15 protein-coding genes are annotated in these 18,622 nt (G+C 53.8%); 11 read left to right on the plus strand and 4 right to left on the minus strand.

Translation table 11 applies throughout. From position 1 onward, the window contains the following. Window positions 1-3 precede the first annotated feature (3 nt). Both ftsZ and lpxC read left to right on the plus strand, forming a co-directional pair. On the plus strand, window positions 4-1,182 hold the full coding sequence (gene ftsZ, locus ACW44H_RS07285) for a cell division protein FtsZ (protein WP_113268149.1): 1,179 nt from the start codon (window positions 4-6) through the stop codon (window positions 1,180-1,182). 133 nt (window positions 1,183-1,315) lie between these two features. Beyond that, window positions 1,316-2,227, plus strand: a complete 912-nt coding sequence (gene lpxC, locus ACW44H_RS07290) for a UDP-3-O-acyl-N-acetylglucosamine deacetylase (RefSeq protein ID WP_113268148.1) — start codon at window positions 1,316-1,318, stop codon at window positions 2,225-2,227. Between the two features lie 160 nt (window positions 2,228-2,387). Here the strand turns inward: lpxC and ACW44H_RS07295 are convergent, their stop codons facing one another. After that, window positions 2,388-2,852 carry a DUF721 domain-containing protein gene (locus ACW44H_RS07295; RefSeq protein ID WP_457508080.1) on the minus strand — a complete coding sequence of 155 codons (465 nt, stop codon included), beginning with the start codon at window positions 2,850-2,852 and terminating at the stop codon, window positions 2,388-2,390. A 111-nt stretch (window positions 2,853-2,963) separates the two neighbouring features. On the opposite strand from ACW44H_RS07295, the gene ACW44H_RS07300 reads away from it, so the two are divergent. From ACW44H_RS07300 to ACW44H_RS07315, 4 genes are all read left to right on the plus strand, one after another. Continuing rightward, on the plus strand, window positions 2,964-3,326 hold the full coding sequence (locus ACW44H_RS07300) for a hypothetical protein (protein ID WP_457508082.1): 363 nt from the start codon (window positions 2,964-2,966) through the stop codon (window positions 3,324-3,326). 93 nt (window positions 3,327-3,419) lie between these two features. Then, window positions 3,420-6,152 carry a preprotein translocase subunit SecA gene (gene secA, locus ACW44H_RS07305; RefSeq protein ID WP_457508084.1) on the plus strand — a complete coding sequence of 911 codons (2,733 nt, stop codon included), beginning with the start codon at window positions 3,420-3,422 and terminating at the stop codon, window positions 6,150-6,152. A gap of 55 nt (window positions 6,153-6,207) precedes the next feature. After that, window positions 6,208-7,437: a bifunctional glutamate N-acetyltransferase/amino-acid acetyltransferase ArgJ gene (gene argJ, locus ACW44H_RS07310; RefSeq protein ID WP_457508086.1), complete on the plus strand. Its 1,230-nt coding sequence runs from the start codon at window positions 6,208-6,210 to the stop codon at window positions 7,435-7,437. A gap of 104 nt (window positions 7,438-7,541) precedes the next feature. Beyond that, window positions 7,542-8,498 carry a Nudix family hydrolase gene (locus tag ACW44H_RS07315; protein ID WP_457508088.1) on the plus strand — a complete coding sequence of 319 codons (957 nt, stop codon included), beginning with the start codon at window positions 7,542-7,544 and terminating at the stop codon, window positions 8,496-8,498. Window positions 8,499-8,605: 107 nt separating this feature from the next. Here the strand turns inward: ACW44H_RS07315 and ACW44H_RS07320 are convergent, their stop codons facing one another. Together ACW44H_RS07320 and ACW44H_RS07325 are read right to left on the minus strand one after the other, a co-directional pair. Then, window positions 8,606-9,520: a carbon-nitrogen hydrolase gene (locus tag ACW44H_RS07320; RefSeq protein WP_457508090.1), complete on the minus strand. Its 915-nt coding sequence runs from the start codon at window positions 9,518-9,520 to the stop codon at window positions 8,606-8,608. Between the two features lie 14 nt (window positions 9,521-9,534). After that, a complete protein-coding gene (locus tag ACW44H_RS07325) occupies window positions 9,535-10,608 on the minus strand; it encodes an agmatine deiminase family protein (protein ID WP_457508967.1) in 1,074 nt (357 codons plus the stop codon). A 234-nt stretch (window positions 10,609-10,842) separates the two neighbouring features. Between ACW44H_RS07325 and ACW44H_RS07330 the strand changes: the two genes are divergently transcribed. Together ACW44H_RS07330 and ACW44H_RS07335 are read left to right on the plus strand one after the other, a co-directional pair. Next, the gene (locus ACW44H_RS07330) at window positions 10,843-12,084 is read left to right on the plus strand and encodes a lipoprotein-releasing ABC transporter permease subunit (protein WP_113268141.1); all 1,242 of its coding nucleotides are present in this window, start codon (window positions 10,843-10,845) and stop codon (window positions 12,082-12,084) included. 25 nt (window positions 12,085-12,109) lie between these two features. Next, a complete protein-coding gene (locus tag ACW44H_RS07335; protein WP_113268140.1) occupies window positions 12,110-12,835 on the plus strand; it encodes an ABC transporter ATP-binding protein in 726 nt (241 codons plus the stop codon). A gap of 35 nt (window positions 12,836-12,870) precedes the next feature. Here the strand turns inward: ACW44H_RS07335 and ACW44H_RS07340 are convergent, their stop codons facing one another. Continuing rightward, complete coding sequence (locus tag ACW44H_RS07340) at window positions 12,871-13,422, minus strand: DUF2062 domain-containing protein (protein WP_113268139.1); 552 nt, start codon at window positions 13,420-13,422, stop codon at window positions 12,871-12,873. Window positions 13,423-13,519: 97 nt separating this feature from the next. Here ACW44H_RS07340 and ACW44H_RS07345 point away from each other — a divergent pair, with 97 nt between their 5' ends. The 3 genes from ACW44H_RS07345 to lpxK are packed head-to-tail and all read left to right on the plus strand — an operon-like array spanning window position 13,520 to window position 18,620. Next, on the plus strand, window positions 13,520-15,787 hold the full coding sequence (locus tag ACW44H_RS07345) for a DNA internalization-related competence protein ComEC/Rec2 (RefSeq protein WP_457508093.1): 2,268 nt from the start codon (window positions 13,520-13,522) through the stop codon (window positions 15,785-15,787). Window positions 15,788-15,843: 56 nt separating this feature from the next. Further along, window positions 15,844-17,580, plus strand: coding sequence for a lipid A export permease/ATP-binding protein MsbA (msbA, locus tag ACW44H_RS07350; RefSeq protein WP_457508094.1), 1,737 nt, complete (start codon window positions 15,844-15,846; stop codon window positions 17,578-17,580). Next, window positions 17,577-18,620: a tetraacyldisaccharide 4'-kinase gene (gene lpxK / locus ACW44H_RS07355; protein WP_457508096.1), complete on the plus strand. Its 1,044-nt coding sequence runs from the start codon at window positions 17,577-17,579 to the stop codon at window positions 18,618-18,620. The genes msbA and lpxK overlap by 4 nt, the downstream gene beginning before the upstream one ends. The last annotated feature ends 2 nt before the right edge of the window (window positions 18,621-18,622 follow it).

An 18,622-nucleotide genomic window follows, 5' to 3' on the forward strand; every position in this document is an offset into this window, starting at 1 on the left:
CTTATGTTCGAATTGGTAGATAACGCACCCTCGAGCAGTGCGGTCATCAAAGTGGTTGGTGTTGGCGGCGGTGGCGGCAATGCTGTTAACCACATGGTCGAAAGTAATATTGAAGGCGTAGAGTTTATCTGCGCTAACACGGATGCACAGGCGCTTAAGCGTGTGTCGGCGAAAACCGTGTTACAGCTAGGCAGTGAAATTACCAAAGGGTTGGGTGCAGGTGCCAATCCTGAGGTAGGTCGCCAAGCGGCAATGGAAGACCGCGAGCGCATTGCGGAGTTACTGGTCGGCGCCGATATGGTGTTTATCACTGCCGGTATGGGCGGTGGTACAGGCACTGGAGGCGCGCCCGTTGTTGCTCAGGTCGCCAAAGAATTAGGTATTCTAACTGTCGCAGTCGTCACGCGTCCCTTCCCCTTCGAAGGGCCGAAGCGTATGCGTGCGGCTGAAGAGGGCATGAAAGAGCTCTCTGAGCACGTCGATTCGTTGATCACTATTCCCAACGAAAAACTGCTGTCGGTGCTGGGCAAAAATGCCACGCTGCTAACGGCGTTTAGCGCTGCTAACGATGTGCTATTGGGAGCGGTTCAAGGGATTGCCGAGCTGATTACCAGCCCCGGTATAATCAACGTCGACTTCGCTGACGTGCGCACCGTTATGTCAGAAATGGGCATGGCGATGATGGGCACCGGCGGGGCGACGGGTGAAAACCGCGCGCGTGAAGCTGCCGAAAAAGCCATTCGCAGCCCGCTACTGGAAGATATCGATCTTCATGGCGCACGCGGCATTCTGGTCAACATCACTGCTGGTCCTGATTTGTCGATCGGCGAGTTCAATGATGTCGGTGCCACCGTACAAGAGTTTGCGTCGCCAGATGCTACCATCGTAGTGGGCACTTCCATTGATATGGAAATGTCCGACGAGTTACGCGTCACGGTTGTTGCTGCAGGCTTAGACGGTAACAAAGCCAAAACGGCCGCACGTGAGCCAGCGCGTCGTTCGGCGGCGGAAACATCATCTGATTATCGCAAGTTGCAGCAACCGACTGTTATGCGTCAGCAGGCGACAGCCCGAGCTGAAGCGCCCGAAGCTGCCGCGAGCCCTCGCCCTGAAAAGCGTCGCGCTACAGAAGCCGATGACTATTTGGATATCCCTGCCTTTCTTCGTCGTCAGGCGGATTGATCCTCTGCATCCGGTTCATGGCTTCAGCGAGCGAGCGTTTATTGGCTAAAACGCTCGTTTGCTGTTAAAGTGAACACTGTTTGATAACTTTTTTCCTACGGTCATCGCCGCCACAAGAGTACGACTACTACCCATGATCAGACAACGCACCCTACAAAACGTCATTCGCGCCACCGGCGTGGGTCTGCATTCTGGCAAAAAAGTCCACTTGGCTTTGCGTCCGGCGCCCGTCAATACGGGGATTGTATTTGTTAGAACCGATCTGGATCCTGTTGTACATGTGCCAGCGCGTGCTGAATTGGTTGAAGATACCAAGCTGTGCACGGCACTGTCATTCAGTGGGGTAAAAGTAGCCACGGTTGAGCACCTAATGTCAGCATTTGCCGGGCTGGGTATTGATAATGCTTATGTAGACATTAGCGAACCTGAAGTACCCATTATGGATGGGAGTGCGAGTCCGTTCGTGTTTTTGATTCAATCGGCGGGTATTTTAGAGCAGGATGCGGCGAAGAAATTCATTCGTATTAAGCATCGCGTAGCGGTTAGTGATGGCGATAAAGAGGCTGTGTTCCTGCCTCACCAAGGATTCAAGGTTTCCTTTGCGATTGATTTTGATCACCCTGTTTTTGACCAGCAAAAACAGACTGCACTGATCGATTTTTCGACCACATCTTTTGTTAAAGAAGTGTCACGGGCACGTACCTTTGGGTTTATGCGTGACTTAGAATTTTTGCGCTCTAATAACCTAGCGTTAGGCGGAAGTTTAGACAACGCCATTGTGGTTGATGATTACCGAATCGTTAACGAAGGTGGTCTTCGCTATGAAGACGAGTTTGTTAAGCATAAAGTTTTGGATGCAATAGGTGATTTGTATCAATTGGGCTATAGCTTGATCGGTGAGTTTCGTGGCGTGAAGTCAGGACACGCCCTGAACAACCAGCTTTGCCGTGAATTGATGGCGCAGCCAGATGCCTACGAAATAGTCACCTTTGAAGAAGAAAAAGCGGTAGCGCCAATTTCTTATGCTGCGCCTGCAATGGCATAGTCTAGGTTTTCATTGGTGATTGGCGCGCTTGTTAAGTAAGCAATTTGCTAACTTGCTAGTACTCTCAGCAGTGTGTCAATATAAATAAAGCATCGCTTAGGCGGTGCTTTATTTTTTATAAGCTATTGATATTTAATAGAAAGTTATTGGCGGAAAAGTATTACTTATTAGATGGCCGGGCATGGGACGCAAGCCGTTCCAGAGCGCGTTTTAGCGCCGGGTTGGTAGTGTCATCCGCACACTCCGCCAGTGTTTTGCCAGCATCTACCGATAGGCTACGTGTGTTGCGTGGTGGTGTCACAATAGGGCGCACTGGACGTACCTTGAAGGTAAATCCGTTTACTCCCTCAAAGCCGGGCAGTTGATGTAGCAGGTCTAAGAGGAGGCGCTGCTCAAAGCGCAACCACGTTAACCAACTGGCTTGGCCGCTAATCAATGTTAATCGACCTTCGCGAAAACCACCGACAAAAATATGTTCACGCATCTCTTCGGGTAGATGAGCACGCAGGTGCCGTTGGGCCTGATCGATTAAACGAGAAAGGCGCATTAACTGATTAATATCACCCGAGTTGGTGAGCAAGCGGGCGATGGGCTGGGCGCGAGAACGCTTAACCTTTATACTCATACGCTTAATTCCTAGGGTGCTGCTGTTTTAGGCACCACTACTAATGATGTCGGCTACCTTTGCCGATGGCTGATTAGTCAACTTTACCACGCTCAGGAGCCGGTCTACAGCATGCCATCTACGCTTGATTGCCAATCAGCTTTGCCACGGCGTCAGCGCCGCTACGGTATAGCGCGTTGGTGGCTGGCGGGTCTGCTAGTGAGCTGCCTTTTACCCGCCAATTTAGGCCCCGCCGATGCTTTTCGCAACGGTGAACGCAGCATCACTATTTGCTTATGGGTGCCCGCGGTTTTACGTGCGCAATCGCACTGGATTGCCAAAAGACGCCGAGCGCTACGTCGCTGGATACAAATACCCCGACGGTTTGCCCCTATACGGCGCCTAAGTAGCTGGCTACCGCCGTTGCCACTGCTAGTTGCTGCGCGAGATGTTTTGACCCAACGCGGCCCGCCCTCCTATCAATTCGGCCATTAATATTGTCCCTACTATGGTAGGAAAAGGCTCGCAGAAAAGGGCCAGCGTAAAGGGCAACGTCCGATAGGACGCTCGTGAATACTTGGATATGTCATGCTTAATAATTTATTACGTAAGGTTGTCGGTTCTAAAAATGATCGCGACGTCAAGCGCATGCACAAAAATGTGCCGCAAATTAACGCGCTAGAGGCAGAATTTGAGGCAATTAGTGATGCTGAATTACAAGGGAAAACGGCTGAGCTGCGCGAGCGTTTAGAAGCTGGTGAGTCCCTTGATGCGCTATTAGCTCCCGCCTTTGCAATCGTTCGTGAGGCCAGTAAGCGCGTCATGGGCATGCGTCACTTTGATGTGCAGATGGTGGGTGGCATGACCTTGCACCGTGGTCGTATCGCTGAAATGAAAACAGGTGAGGGTAAAACACTGGTCGCAACGCTGGCGGTGTACCTGAATGCGCTACCGGGTAAAGGCGTGCACGTGGTTACAGTGAACGACTACCTGGCTCGGCGCGACGCTGAGTGGATGCGTCCGCTGTATGAATTTCTGGGTCTTACTGTTGGCGTCATTTTCTCTGGTCAGACGGGTGAAGAGAAGCGTCATGCGTATAAGTGCGATATTACCTACGGCACCAATAACGAGTTCGGCTTCGATTATCTGCGCGATAACATGGCATTCTCGTTAGAGGATAAAGTGCAGCGTGGCCTACATTTTGCGATTGTTGATGAAGTTGACTCGATTCTTATTGATGAGGCGCGTACGCCGCTGATTATTTCCGGCGCGGTAGACGAAAATACCGACCTCTATAAAGTGGTCAATCAACTGGCCCAGCAGCTTGAGAAAGGCGAAGAAGTTGAAGATGAAGAAGCCACGGTTGTGGGTGACTTTTTAGTCGACGAGAAGCAAAAACAAGTAGAGCTGACGGAGCAGGGGCACAATAAAGTAGAAGAGTTGATGCGCGCTGAAGGGTTGTTGGGCAATGATGAATCGCTCTATGCTGCGCAAAACCTCAATTTGCTTCAGCACATGCACTCGGCACTGCGCGCCCGCTATCTCTATAACCGTGATGTCGACTACATCGTGTCTGACGGTCAGGTGGTGATCGTCGATGAACATACTGGCCGTTCCATGCCAGGGCGCCGCTGGTCGGAAGGTTTACACCAAGCTGTCGAAGCCAAAGAAGGCGTCACGGTACAGCGAGAAAGCCAAACGCTCGCCTCGACCACCTTCCAGAACTATTTCCGTCTGTATGAAAAATTAGCTGGGATGACCGGTACAGCGGACACTGAAGCCTTTGAGTTTCGTCAGATTTACGGCCTCGATGTGGTGGTTATTCCCACCAACCGGCCCTTGGCCCGTAAAGACCTGAATGATTTGGTTTATTTAAGCGCTGAAGAAAAGTACGAAGCGATCATTAAAGATGTCAAAACCGAGACTGAAGCCGGGCGTCCGGTTCTGGTAGGTACTGCCTCTATCGAAACATCGGAGTACCTCGCCAAACTGATGCGTGAGGCAGGCTTAGTATTCAACGTGCTTAACGCTAAGCAGCACCAGAGCGAAGCCGAAATTATTGCCCAGGCCGGCCGTCCAGGGGCGATTACTATCGCCACTAATATGGCTGGTCGGGGTACTGACATTGTACTGGGGGGCAACTGGGAGGCCGAGTCGGCCAAATTGCAAAACCCAAGCCAAGAGCAGATTGATGCGCTAAAAGCTGAATGGCAAGCGCGACATGATGCAGTATTGGCTGCTGGCGGCTTGCATGTAGTGGGGTCTGAACGCCACGAATCCCGGCGTATCGATAATCAGTTGCGTGGCCGTGCCGGCCGGCAGGGCGATCCGGGCTCTACCCGGTTCTTCCTGTCGCTCGAAGATAGCCTGATGCGCCTGTTTGGCTCTGATCGTGTGAAACGCTTGATGCAGGCGTTGGGTCTTGAACACGGTGAAGCCATTGAGCATAAAATGGTTTCCAATGCCGTTGAGCGTGCCCAGAAGAAGGTCGAGGGTCGTAACTTCGATATTCGTAAGCAACTGCTTGAATATGATGATGTTGCCAATGACCAGCGCCGAGTGATCTATGACCAGCGCAACGAGATTCTTGCAGCAGATGATGTCGCAGATGCCGTCATCGGTATCCGCGAGGAGGTGATGGAGACGGCAATAAGTGATTATGTGCCTCCCCAAAGCCTGCCCGAACAGTGGGATCTGCCTGGTTTGGAAGCGCACTTGAAAACGGAGTTCAACCTTGATGTGCCTGTGGTTAAGTGGGCCGCTGAGGATGAACGCTTTAGCGAGGAGCAGTTACGTGAGCGGCTGCAGACAATGCATCGTGAGGCCTATGCAGCGAAAGTGGCGGCTGCAGGCGAGAAACTGATTCGTCGCTTTGAGAAGCAAGTAATGCTGCAAGTGCTGGACACGCGCTGGAAAGAGCATCTCCAGTCGATGGATCATCTCCGCCGAGGTATCCACTTACGTGGTTATGCTCAGAAAAATCCCAAGCAGGAGTACAAGCGTGAGTCGTTTGAGCTCTTCCAGCATTTGCTTGAGCATATTAAAGAAGATGTAACACGGATTCTGAGCCATGTTCAGGTTCGTCAGCCCGAGGAAGTCGATGCGCTTGAGCGTCAACGTCGTGAAGCGCTGGAACGTGAAACCGCTACAGCGGCCAGCCGCCACGACGCCCCAGCCCAGGAGCCATCCGAGAATGATCAAGCAGCACCGGGTATTGATGGGCGCCCGATGCGCCGCGAAGGCCCTAAGGTTGGTCGTAACGACCCCTGTTCTTGTGGCTCGGGTAAAAAATATAAGCAGTGCTGTGGAAAATTAAGCTAACGACGATCATGTCTGAGATGGCATCTGACTAAGCGTCTGCCTACAGGAGAGAATCATGGCGGTGGGAAACATTCCCTTTCCAGAGTTGCCACCCCTTAAGGGGGTGCGCCTTGGGGTTGCAATGGCGGGTATCAAAAAGCCGGATCGCCGTGATGTGGTGGTAATCGAGTTGCCCGATACAGCGACAGTGTCGGGGGTTTTTACCCGTAATGCATTTTGCGCAGCGCCCGTCATAGTGGCGAAACAGCACCTAGAGCAGTGTCGTGCAGAAAATCGTTCGCCACGCTTTTGGCTGATCAATACTGGCAATGCTAACGCGGGCACTGGCAAAGCTGGCTTGCGTGATGCACGAGCAAGCTGCGCTGAGCTGGCCAAACAGGCTGGGGTATCAGTCGAAGACGTGTTGCCGTTTTCAACCGGCGTGATTGGTGAACCGCTGCCGATGGATCGTCTGTTGGCGGGTTTAGCGCCAGCGCTTGGAAACTTGGCCAGCGACGCGGTTGCTTGGCAAGAGGCAGGCCAGGGCATTTTAACCACCGATACTCGCGCTAAAGGCGCCACCGTGACGCTGGAAATTGGTGACCAATCGGTGACTATTAGCGGCATTGCAAAAGGGTCGGGCATGATTAAGCCCAATATGGCGACCATGTTGGGGTTTGTGGTGACCGATGCGATGATAGAAACGCCACTGCTTGACCGACTGTTACGACAAACCGTAGATCGCTCATTTAACTGCATTACGGTAGACAGTGACACCTCGACCAACGACGCATGCATGCTGGCGGCGACCGGCACCGGCCCGAAGATCGTGGATGATGAGCAGATTGCCGTGTTCAGTAACGCCTTGCAGCAGGTAATGACCGAGCTGGCGCAAGCGATTATTCGCGACGCGGAAGGGGCGACCAAGTTCGTCACCCTTCAGGTGGGCGAAGCGAAAAGCCGTCAAGAGGCGTTGGATGTAGCGTTCACGGTCGCTCATTCACCGTTGGTCAAAACAGCGCTTTATGCGTCCGATGCTAATTGGGGGCGTATTTTGGCGGCTGTCGGACGGGCGCCGGTGAGTGATTTCGACGTCAACCGGGTAGTGATAGATCTAGGCGATGTGCGCTTGGTCGAGCACGGTGGGCGCGCTGCCGGCTATACCGAAGCGGCGGGAAGTGCTGTCATGGCGCAGTCAGAAATTACCATACGCATTAACTTGGGGCGGGGCGAAGAAAGTGCCACGGTATGGACGTCGGACCTCTCCCATGACTATGTGTCCATCAACGCGGATTACCGCAGCTAGTCATCGCCCTATCGAGGGCGTCTACTGGCCGTGGTAAAGGGCATACGCAGCGAGATAGCACCGACGCAAGCGATGTAGGTGCGCACACAGTGGATAAAGACGTAATGAGTGTAAAGGTAAAACGACGGGTTCACGTCGCAGCAGCTGCGATTATCAGCGCCGATCAACAGCAAGTACTGATTGCTCGTCGGCCGTCAAACGTTGATCACGGCGGGTTGTGGGAATTTCCCGGTGGCAAGCTGGCTCCTTATGAAACCGGTCTTGAGGGCTTGAAGCGCGAGTTGCACGAAGAATTGGGCATTGAAATCGTTTGCGCCCAGCCACTGATTCGCGTCCATCATGAATATCCAGACAAGCATATTCTGCTCGATGTATGGCAAGTGCACGAGTTTGCCGGTGAGCCGTTTGGGCGTGAAGGACAGGCGGTGCGCTGGGTACCGATGAGTGAGCTCTCAAACTATCCCTTCCCGGCGGCTAACTTACCTATCCTACGGGCGGTAAGGTTACCCACCGAGTATTTGATTACCGGTGAAGAGGCCGATGAGGCGCGTTTTGATGCGTTTCTTGAGCGTGCGTTACGCGAAGACAAGATTCGCTTGGTGCAACTGCGTGCCAAGCAGTTGGATGAGGCTGCTTACCTAGCCCGTGCCCAGCGTGCCCTGAGTCTGTGCCGTGAACACGGTGCACGACTGCTGCTTAATGGCGAGCCTACGCTGCTTGATCGCATTGACGCCGATGGCATTCATTTGACCAGTGAGCGTTTAATGCAGCTTGAACGTCGCCCAATAGCTGAAAACAAGTGGCTTTCTGCATCGACGCATAACCAAACGCAACTGACTCAGGCAGCAGTGTTAGGCTGCGATTTTGTCAGCTTGTCGCCGCTGCGAACCACCCCGTCGCATCCCGAAGTCTCGCCGCTCGGTTGGCATGATTTTCAACAGTTGGTTGAGCGTGCCGGCATGCCGGTATTCGCACTCGGTGGCATGACGCGCTTTGATGCCAATCATGCGCGTGCCGTGGGTGCCCAAGGTATCGCTTCTATTCGCGATTTCTGGAAGTAACACGCCAAGCCAGATCGTATAAAAAGAACGGCATGCAATGAAAAACGCCTGCCTGGGTATTTCCTAGGCAGGCGTTTATTTTCTTGGAGTCACTTTTTTAGGCAAGCTTAGTCACGGTAACGGCGAGTTAAGTCTCCGTAGGCGTCGACTCGGCGATCACGGAGATAGGGCCAGATGCGGCGGGTATTTTCACTGCGCGCCATATCAATCTGTACCACTAACTGCTCTGTTTCTTCGCCCGCATGGGCCAATAACTCCCCTTGAGGTCCGCAAATAAAGCTGCCACCCCAGAACTGAATGCCATCACCAACGCCGGAGTGATCCGCTTCAAAGCCCACCCGGTTGGCCGCGAGCACGGGTAAACCGTTGGCGACGCCGTGGGCGCGCTGAACAATCGTCCAGGCATCTTTCTGGCGTGTTTTTTCTGCGGCATCGTCGTTAGGGTCCCAGCCGATCGCGGTGGGGTAGAGCAGTAAATCGGCACCGGCCAGTGCCATCAAACGGGCAGCTTCGGGATACCACTGATCCCAGCAGACCAAAACTCCAAGTCGGCCTAAAGACGTCTCTATCGGGGTGAAGCCTTCGCCGCGGGCGCTGTCGTGATCGCCTGGCGTAAAGTAAAACTTCTCATAAAAACCCGGATCATCGGGGATGTGCATTTTACGGTATTGCCCAACACGCCCTTCGGCGCCGTCATAAACCACGGCGGTATTGTGGTAGAGACCCGGCGCGCGACGCTCAAATAGCGATCCTACCAGGACAATATCCAACTCTTTGGCGAGTGCCGCGAGGCGTTGACCGGTAGGGCCATCGAGTGGCTCTGCTAAATCAAATAACGCGGGATCTTCGTATTGGCAGAAATAGTGGGTGGCGTGCAGTTCCTGAAGCAGTATCAGTTGGGCGCCTTGCTCAGCAGCACTGCGGATACCTTCTTCGCTTGCTGACAGGCTTTGAGCTTTGTCCGGCCAAGCGGGTTGCTGCACCACACCGACGGTTAGCCTCGAACTAGGTTTAATCGACATAATGGCTCCTTTATTCAGTCAGTATCGCCTGAGCGCTGGGCAGGTGCGCCTTGAGCAAGCGTGCCTTGTGGAAGTTGCATGGTTAAACAGTGCAGGCTGCCGTGTTGGCGAATAACGCTCGTGCACTCAATCGGGATCAGCATATGCTCGGGAAACGCATTTGCTAGCGCATGCAGTGCAGTGACATCCGCCGGGTCGCCGTAAGTAGGGACCAATACGGCCTGGTTGATAATAAGGAAGTTGGCGTAAGTCGCTGGCAGGCGATGACCATCATCCGGATCAAAACAGGCTTGAGGCCAAGGCAACGCGATAAGCCGGTAAGGCTCACCGTTGCGCTGACGAAACGCCTGTAACTCTTGCTCCATGGCCGCCAGTGCCGAATAGTGGGGATCGTTAGGATCATCACAGCGAACGTAGGCAATAGTACTCGGATCACAAAAGCGTGCCAGAGTATCAATATGACTATCGGTGTCATCGCCTTCTAAATGGCCGTTGGACAGCCACAGTACGTGGTCAACCCCGAAATCCTCACCAAGCTGAGCTTCTATCTGTGCTCTGGATAGAGTGGGATTACGGTTGGAGTTAAGCAGGCATGCTTCGGTGGTGAGCAGGGTGCCTTCACCGTCGGTTTCGATACCGCCGCCTTCTAATATCAGGTCTCGTGGGGCCACTGGACATGCCCAAGCCCCTGCATCGGCAAGCCTTTGGGTAAGTTGATTATCGCGCTCTGCGGGAAATTTACCGCCCCAACCGGTAAAGGTGTAATCAAGTATCACCATCTGGCCTTTTTCGTCGATGACACTGATCGGTCCATGGTCTCTCGCCCAGGTGTCATCGGTGGGTGCGACAATAAGCTGCAGCCGTGAAGCGGGTACGCCGTAGGCCTCAAACGTAGCTGCCAAGCGCTGTCGTGTTAGCTCATCGGGCACGCAGATCAACGCCCGCTGAAAACGTGTGGTGGCCATCACGATACGCTCGAGTGTAGCCTCAATACGTGCGAGTAATGGGGCCCAATCGCCGTCATGGCGTGGCCAAGTCAATTGTATGCCGTCTTGCGGATACCATTCGGGTAGCAGACGATAAGTCATAGTTGCCAACGTCATGAACGCCTTTGTTGAATTAAAAACTAAACAACGCTTAGTAAAGAGGACTTTCCCAGAGGAAATTGTAAATCGGCGCAATGTAGGCGGTGGCTGGGCAAGTTGCAAGCGTAACGTTTTAATCTGAACGCTCGCAGTGCCTGGCTGCTCTAATGGCCGTTTGAACATGCAGAGACACTAAAAAAACCGTACCATGAGCGCTTATTAATAAGGAATGACGCCATGCTTGATCGTTTGCCTTTTCTGGTGGGGCTGCGCTACGTGCGCGCTAAACGCCGGAACCACTTTATTTCGTTTATTTCGCTTACCTCGATGCTGGGGTTAATGTTGGGAGTCGCCGTACTTATTCTGGTGTTATCGGTGATGAATGGCTTCGATCATGAGTTGCGTACACGCATTTTAGGCATGGTCCCACACGCCAAAATCGAGTCCCGGGAAGGGATGGTCGAATGGCAGGCATTGGCTGAAGAGTTAATGCAACGCGAGCATGTTATCGGTGCAGCGCCCTTTGTAGAGCAGCAAGGCATGTTCTCTGTAGGTGGGCGTAATCAGGGTGCCATGGTGAACGGCATTAACCCTGATTGGGAAGACCGGGTCTCGATTATAGGCGAGCATATGATCCAAGGCGAGCTCGAGGATCTGGTTCCCGGTGAGTGGCACGTAGTGCTTGGTTCGATGCTAGCGCGAAACTTGGGCGTTGGTGTGGGAGACCGAGTAACGCTATTGGTTCCCGAAGCATCGATAACTCCCGCCGGTGTTTTCCCGCGCTTAAAGCGTTTTACCGTCAGCGGTATTTTCAGCGTCGGTGCTGAGCTGGACGCTAATTTAGCTTATGCCAATATTGAAGATATGCAGACCCTCGCCCGGTTAGGCGATGCGGTGGGTGGGCTTCGCCTGCAGATGGATGATTTGTTTGCCGCTAGTAGCGAAACTCAGTCGATTCTCAATGAGCTTGGTCCTGGGTACCGTGGGAGCGACTGGACATACACGCAAGGCAATCTATTCCAGGCGATTCAAATGGAAAAGCGCATGATTGCGCTGTTGCTCACCGTGATTATCGCCGTGGCGGCCTTTAACATCGTTTCGACATTGGTCATGGTGGTCACTGATAAGCGCGCCGATATCGCCATTCTGCGCACCATCGGCGCTACACCGCGCTCGATTATGGGTATTTTTATTGTTCAAGGGATGGCTATCGGACTGATCGGTATTGCCATTGGTGTGGCGGTAGGGGTGCTGCTAGCACTGACCGTGGCTGATTTGATCGGTTGGGTCGAAGGAACACTGGGCATTCAGTTCTTAGATGCCGGGGTGTATTTCATTAGCGATCTGCCTTCTCGACTGCAGTGGAATGATGTCAGCCGTATCGTCTTGGCTGCCTTTGGTTTGACGTTCCTGTCCACGCTCTATCCCGCTTGGCGGGCGGCAAAGGTTCAGCCAGCGGATGTATTGCGCTATGAATAATGGCTTTAGGAATAAGGATGACATGATGTCTACGAATACGGTGTCTAAAAATACAGTAGAAGCGGCCATCATGCTCGATTGCCAGTCGTTGACACGAACCTACAGCGAAGGCCCCCAGGATCTGACAGTGCTCGACAAGCTCAATTTGCAGGTGCGCGCCGGGGAGCGGGTCGCTATCGTAGGCAGCTCGGGTTCTGGTAAAACGACACTACTCAACCTGCTGGGCGGTCTTGACCGCCCCAGTGAAGGCAGTGTGGTTATCGCCGGTCAGCGACTGTCAGGTTTGAATGAAGCAGCGTTGGGCCGTTTTCGGAACCGCTATATCGGCTTCGTATACCAATTTCACCATTTGTTGGCAGAATTTACCGCACTGGAAAATGCCGCATTACCGTTAATTATTCGTGGCCAATCGAAAAAGGTGGCAGAGCAGCGCGCGATGCAAATACTTGAGCGGGTAGGTATGCAGCCTCGGGCGGATCATAAGCCTGGTGAATTATCGGGAGGGGAGCGCCAGCGAGTGGCGATAGCCCGGGCATTGGTCACCGATCCCAGCTTGGTATTAATGGATGAGCCTACGGGCAACCTTGATCAGACCACCGCAGCGACTATTTTGGCGCTAATGGACGAACTGGCCAAAGAGAGTGCTTGTGCGTTTGTGATTGTAACCCACGATGTAGGCCTTGCTGCTCATCAAGATCGCGTTCTTAAGCTGGATGCAGGTAAATTGGTGGAGCAAATGCCAGCGCTTTGATCATTAGGCTGGGCCTTTAAGCCTCGCCAACAAGCTTAATTGTCGAGTTCTGCTTCGATTTGAGCACGCCGCTGCCGACGTTTCTGGCGGCGGCGTTTCCAATGGTGTGAGACATGCCAGCGCCAAATCAGGCGAACGCCAATATTGGCGACGATGGCGACGATAATGCCCGTTACAAGTGAGCCAATGATGAGTGGCGGCATAATGTCGTGCATCTGTTCGGCCAGCCAGCGTGTCGAAATGCGCGAGGGTGCTTCCCGCACTGGGGCGCCGAGTATGAACGTGCCAATTCGGTAATTGCTGTAAAAAATCAGTGGCATCGTTAGGGGGTTGGTAATCCATACCAAACCTACCGATAGGGCTAAATTGCAGCGCGTTAGGCGAGCACCCAGCGCAGCCACCACCATCTGAAAAGGGATGGGGAGCATGGCACAAAACACGCCCACGCTAAACGCATTCGCAACGCTTCGGCGAGTTAAAAGCCACAAACCCGGGTCGGCAATCAGCGGCGCCATAAACCGTAGCGAGCGCTGTTTCCTGATGGTGTCGGGTTTGGGCATGTAGCGCTGCAGGAACCGGCGCGGCATGGCGGATACTCTTGCCTATCAATGTTGCCCATTATCCATATAGCGTTGCCCTTCGGCTATGCTAGGCCACCAATGAACGTTCGCCAGGGAGGGTCCTATGCGGTTAGGTGTCGCCATGCCGGCTGCTTTAGCGGCTCTCACTGGAGGGGGCTTCGCGTGGTATAGCCACACTGCAGGCATGACATCTAATGCGTTTGGGTGGGTGTTGGTGGCTGCTTTATTTGTCGTCGGCTGGCGGCCACGCCTAGGCGTATGGCTGTTGATTGGTCTATGGGTGTTTGCTGGCGTGCAGCGTGAATGGACGAGCCGTTTACCGGCGGGGTTAAGCGGTGAAGATGTTGTTGTTGAGGCAAGCGTGTTGACCGCCCAGCCAGCAGGGGGCGCAACGCGTCTGCTATTAGCTGTTGATCATTGCCAAGCCCCGGCCCAACGGCCGAGTTGCTCTGCACTCGCTCACGTGCGCATAACCGCTTATGGCGATAATCGATTCCAGCCCGGTGAACAGTGGCGTATGACGCTGCGTTTGCGTCCTCCGAGTGGCTTTGCCAATCCGGGTACATTCGATTATGAGCAATGGCTTTGGCGCGAGGGAATCCATGCGACTGGCTACTTACGCCAGGATCCTCCGCCGGTTCGGCTCTCTTCCTCCGGCCCTTCGCTTCGCCAGCTTGGGCTGGACTTCTTAGATCAACAGGCGTTTGACGAACGCACGAAACGCTGGCTGGCAGCGCTAACGTTAGGGGATAGCGAGCAGCTCACCCAGGATGATTGGTCATTATTGAATGCTACCGGCACTACACACCTGGTCGTAATTTCAGGCTTGCACGTTGGTTTGGTGGCATCGTTTGTACTGATGCTAGCCAAGCTGGGAGCTCGTTTAACGACACCCACCAACTGGCGAATGCGCACCTGGCCATGGTGGTTGGCGGCCATCGCGTGTGTCAGTTATGCCACTCTTGCCGGGATGGCGCCACCGGCTATGCGGGCTATGGTAATGACGCTGATTGGTTTATGGGTGTTGAGTGGTCGACATGCACCGGGGCCATGGCAGGCTTGGTGGCTAGCCATTGCATTGGTACTCATAGTTGATCCAATGGCGCTATGGCGGCCGGGAATGTGGTTGTCATTTTTAGCTGTGGCATGGCTGATTATAATTTGGCAGGGGCGACGGCGCCCTCAGGGAATAAAAGGCTGGTGCTGGGCGCTGGTTAGGTCGCAATTGCTACTAGCACCGTTAATGGCTGCCGCGGTGTTGGTTGCGTTTGGGCGAGTAGCGCCCGCCGCGCCATTGATCAATTTAGTCGCAGTGCCCTGGGTGAGTTCGGTGATGGTACCCACCGCCCTGTTGGGGTGGTTGCTAGCACCGTTCCCCTTTTTAGGTGGGGCTTTTTGGTGGCTATTTGAGGCGTCGCTTAGCGTTTTCCACCTGCTGCTGACGGTCTCTGTACAGCGTTGGCCATTGTGGGAGCCCGACCGGCTGCTGACGATGCCGCTAGCCCTCGCTTTGCTGATGATGTCCTTGAGCTGGGGGCTGCCTAGTGTATTACCAGGATTGAGGCTGGCCTCTACCTTGCTGGTTCTAGCCCTTCCTTTTTGGTCGCTTTCGCCGCCTAGCTTTCGTAGCACGGTGAGCGTTAACGTATATGACGTGGGGCAGGGGCAGTTGATAGAACTGCGCAGTGAGCATTATCGCCTTCTTTACGATACCGGGCCGCAATTTCGCAGTGGCTTTATGCCGCTAGAGACGCTTTGGTCGCCGGGACAGCAGTTTGATCAGGTGATCGTTAGTCACGGCGATAATGACCATGCGGGGGGTGTGGAGGCGTTGCTTGACAACCATTTGGTTAGTCAGTGGACAGCTCCTGCGGGTGAAGCGCTGCCAGTTCCAAGTGTTGCCTGTCAGCGTGGTCAGGCATGGCAGCGTGATGGGGTTAGCTATCGATTCTTATGGCCACCTGCTGGCGAGAATACGCTATCTGCGAATGATCGTTCCTGCGTGTTGGAAGTGAGTGTCGGCGAACAGCGATTGCTGATTACGGGGGATGTGAGTGCCGAGATAGAGCGGCGCTTTCTGCGCGAAGTAGGTTTACCCATTAGTGCGTTGGTGGCAGGTCACCATGGCAGCGACACCAGTTCAGGTATTCAGTTTGTGCGTCATGCTATGCCTAAGCATGTCATATTTAGCGCTGGGCAAAGTAATTCTTTTCAGCACCCAGTGGACGCCGTCGTGCGCCGTTTTCGTCAGCAAGGGAGCTGTTTATGGAGCACGGCACAGGATGGAGCGCTGCGTTTTAGTCTAGGCGCAGCCGATTCCATTGAAATCAAAACGACGCGACAACTGCCAGGACAACGTAACCGGTGTTGAAGCGTGGCGCCATAAGGTAGAATTCAGCGCACTGCACACTATTGCCAGGAGCGCGTGTGACTGATTCAGGTTGGGTTATCTACAAACGGTTGTTGGGTTATGTAAAGCCGCATTGGCGTGCCTTTGGGCTGGCGGTGGTGGGGTTTGTGGTCTATGCCGCGTCGAGTACCGCTCTGGCGGAAATGATGAAGCGTCTTATTGACGGCATTCAAAACCCAGACGCAGCCTTTCGGTTATTGCTGCCATTATTTGTGATTATTATGTTCTCTGCCCGAGGGTTGGGTACTTTTCTAAGCACTTATTTTATGGCCTATGTGGGCCGTTATGTCATTCATACTCTGCGCTGCGATGTGTTTGCCCATCTTCTCCATCTGCCCGGCCGGTTTTTTGACCACCACTCTAGCGGTCAGCTGGTATCACGAGTGACCTATCATGTTGAGCAAGTAGCCGGGGCTGCCACCAAGGCGGTAACGATTATTCTTCGTGAAGGTCTGTTTGTGGTCGGGTTAGTGCTTTATCTACTCTGGACCAACTGGTTGTTAACGCTGCTTTTTTTGGGCGTGACTCCGATTATTGCCGTGGTAGTGAGCTATGTTAGTAAACGCTTTAGGCGGATCTCCAAGCGCATTCAGCACTCTATGGGCGATGTCACCCATATTGCGTCGGAAGCGTTGTCTGGCTATAGAGTGGTACGCACTCATGGTGCTGAAGACTATGAAAAACAGCGCTTTGAGAAGGTGAGTGAAGAAAACCGTCGCCAAAGTATGAAAGAGGCGATGACACGAGCAGTCAGCTCTCCAGTGATTCTGATGCTCGTAGCCATTTCCATGGCGTTATTGGTATGGCTGGCAATGGCGCCTTCGTTAATGGCGAGTATGACGCCCGGGGAGTTTGTCGCCTTTATTACCGCTGCAGCACTAATGATTAAGCCGGTGCGTCAATTAACCGAAATTAATGGTGAAATCCAGAAAGGATTGGCGGCAGCAACAGAGCTTTTCGGGCTGCTTGATACAACGCCTGAGCAGGACAATGGCAAGCGCATCGCAAGCCGCTTAAGCGGCGAAGTGGTCATTGACCAAGTAAGCTTCCGCTATGCCGACGAACAGCCCAACGTGCTGCATGATATTAACTTGCGCTTGGCGCCGGGGGAGCTGGTGGCGATAGTTGGCCGCTCGGGAAGTGGAAAATCCACCCTGGTCAGTCTGTTGCCGCGTTTCTACCGGCCTAGCCAAGGTCGTATCACCATTGATGGTATCAATATCGATGAGTATGCCCTGGGTCCGCTGCGCCAACAGATTGCATTAGTGTCACAGCAAGTGACGCTATTTAACGCCTCAATTGCCGATAACATTGCCTACGGGATCGCCAATCCTGATCTCGAGGCTGTTAAAGCGGCGGCTAAAGCCGCCTATGCGCATGAATTTATCGACAAGCTTCCCAATGGCTATGCCACTACTGTGGGCGAAAACGGCGTGATGCTCTCGGGTGGGCAGCGCCAGCGACTGGCGATTGCTCGGGCCATCTTTAAAGACGCACCGTTGTTGGTGCTAGATGAAGCCACTTCGGCGCTGGACACCGAATCAGAGCGGTATATTCAAAAAGCCCTAGAGCGCGTCTGTGAAGGACGGACCACGCTGGTTATTGCTCACCGCCTGTCAACTATCGAACGCGCTGACCGCATCATCGTGATGGACCAAGGGCGAATTATCGAAGAGGGCACACACCAGGCGTTGTTGGATGCGGACGGCGCCTATGCGGCGCTATACCAGCTCCAGTTTCAAGAAGCGCTATGACCGGGATAACGCGAAACCTGTCAAAAAGAGCGGGGGCAGAGAGAACTTTGTCAGCACGCTGGCTTAAAGGCGCTTATCAGGGCAGCCGCTGGCTGTTGCCGCTGAAACCCTTGGGCGCACTTTACCAATGCATCATGGCGCGAAGAGAGCAGGCATACCGAAGCGGCAATAAGGCAATCTGGAAGGCGCCGGTGCCGGTTATCGTGGTGGGTAATATTACCCTCGGTGGCACAGGTAAATCGCCGCTGGTAGCGTGGTTGGCTCGTTGGTTGGTGGCGCAAGGCTGGTCGCCGGGTATCGTGACTCGCGGTTATGGCGGTAAAGCGTCCAGTTACCCATTATTTGTTACCGCCAGCACCAACGTGTCCGAAAGTGGCGATGAGCCGCTAATGCTGGCACAGCAAACGGGGTTACCCGTGGTGGCGGACCCCAAGCGTGTGCGCGGTGTTCAGGCGTTAGTAGAGGCGGGGTGCGATATTATTCTCAGCGATGACGGCTTGCAGCACTTGGCGTTGTCCCGTGATATAGAATTGTTAGTCGTGGATGGTGCCCGAGGTCTTGGTAACGGACACTGCTTACCTGCAGGACCGCTAAGAGAGTCGCCTAATCGGCTCCATCGAGTCGATGCCGTAGTCGTCAATGGCGATTTACAGCACGCGTTGCCTGTCACTTCTGCAACATTTATGCAGTTAGCACCGCAGTGCTGGCGCCGCTTGAAAGATGGCGTGCGTTTTCCCCTTGTGCCTCTGCCGTTTACGCTGCCGGTGCATGCAGTAGCGGGTATTGGAAACCCTGAGCGCTTTTTTCGCACGCTTTCTACATTGGGTATCAAGGGCGACTGGCATCCACTAGCGGATCACCAGCAGTACGGTGCTGACGCGCTAAACTTTGCAGAGCCTCGCCCAGTGATTATGACCGCCAAAGACGCCGTTAAGTGTAACGCCCTGGCGCCGCCCGATAGCTGGGTACTAGAGGTAGAAGCGGCCCTTCCACCTGAGTTTGAGTATTGGCTGGCAGCGCGGCTGTCAGCAATTTCCTAAAG

This window comes from Vreelandella sulfidaeris Esulfide1 (assembly GCF_054072535.1).

Excerpts from the sequence above, each read along its gene's own strand:
- ftsZ (WP_113268149.1), top strand. The coding sequence starts at position 4 with ATGTTCGAATTGGTAGATAACGCACCCTCGAGCAGTGCGGTCATCAAA.
- lpxC (WP_113268148.1), top strand. The coding sequence starts at position 1,316 with ATGATCAGACAACGCACCCTACAAAACGTCATTCGCGCCACCGGCGTG.
- ACW44H_RS07295 (WP_457508080.1), bottom strand. The coding sequence starts at position 2,852 with ATGAGTATAAAGGTTAAGCGTTCTCGCGCCCAGCCCATCGCCCGCTTG.
- ACW44H_RS07300 (WP_457508082.1), top strand. The coding sequence starts at position 2,964 with ATGCCATCTACGCTTGATTGCCAATCAGCTTTGCCACGGCGTCAGCGC.
- secA (WP_457508084.1), top strand. The coding sequence starts at position 3,420 with ATGCTTAATAATTTATTACGTAAGGTTGTCGGTTCTAAAAATGATCGC.
- argJ (WP_457508086.1), top strand. The coding sequence starts at position 6,208 with ATGGCGGTGGGAAACATTCCCTTTCCAGAGTTGCCACCCCTTAAGGGG.
- ACW44H_RS07315 (WP_457508088.1), top strand. The coding sequence starts at position 7,542 with ATGAGTGTAAAGGTAAAACGACGGGTTCACGTCGCAGCAGCTGCGATT.
- ACW44H_RS07320 (WP_457508090.1), bottom strand. The coding sequence starts at position 9,520 with ATGTCGATTAAACCTAGTTCGAGGCTAACCGTCGGTGTGGTGCAGCAA.
- ACW44H_RS07325 (WP_457508967.1), bottom strand. The coding sequence starts at position 10,608 with ATGACTTATCGTCTGCTACCCGAATGGTATCCGCAAGACGGCATACAA.
- ACW44H_RS07330 (WP_113268141.1), top strand. The coding sequence starts at position 10,843 with ATGCTTGATCGTTTGCCTTTTCTGGTGGGGCTGCGCTACGTGCGCGCT.
- ACW44H_RS07335 (WP_113268140.1), top strand. The coding sequence starts at position 12,110 with ATGTCTACGAATACGGTGTCTAAAAATACAGTAGAAGCGGCCATCATG.
- ACW44H_RS07340 (WP_113268139.1), bottom strand. The coding sequence starts at position 13,422 with ATGCCGCGCCGGTTCCTGCAGCGCTACATGCCCAAACCCGACACCATC.
- ACW44H_RS07345 (WP_457508093.1), top strand. The coding sequence starts at position 13,520 with ATGCGGTTAGGTGTCGCCATGCCGGCTGCTTTAGCGGCTCTCACTGGA.
- lpxK (WP_457508096.1), top strand. The coding sequence starts at position 17,577 with ATGACCGGGATAACGCGAAACCTGTCAAAAAGAGCGGGGGCAGAGAGA.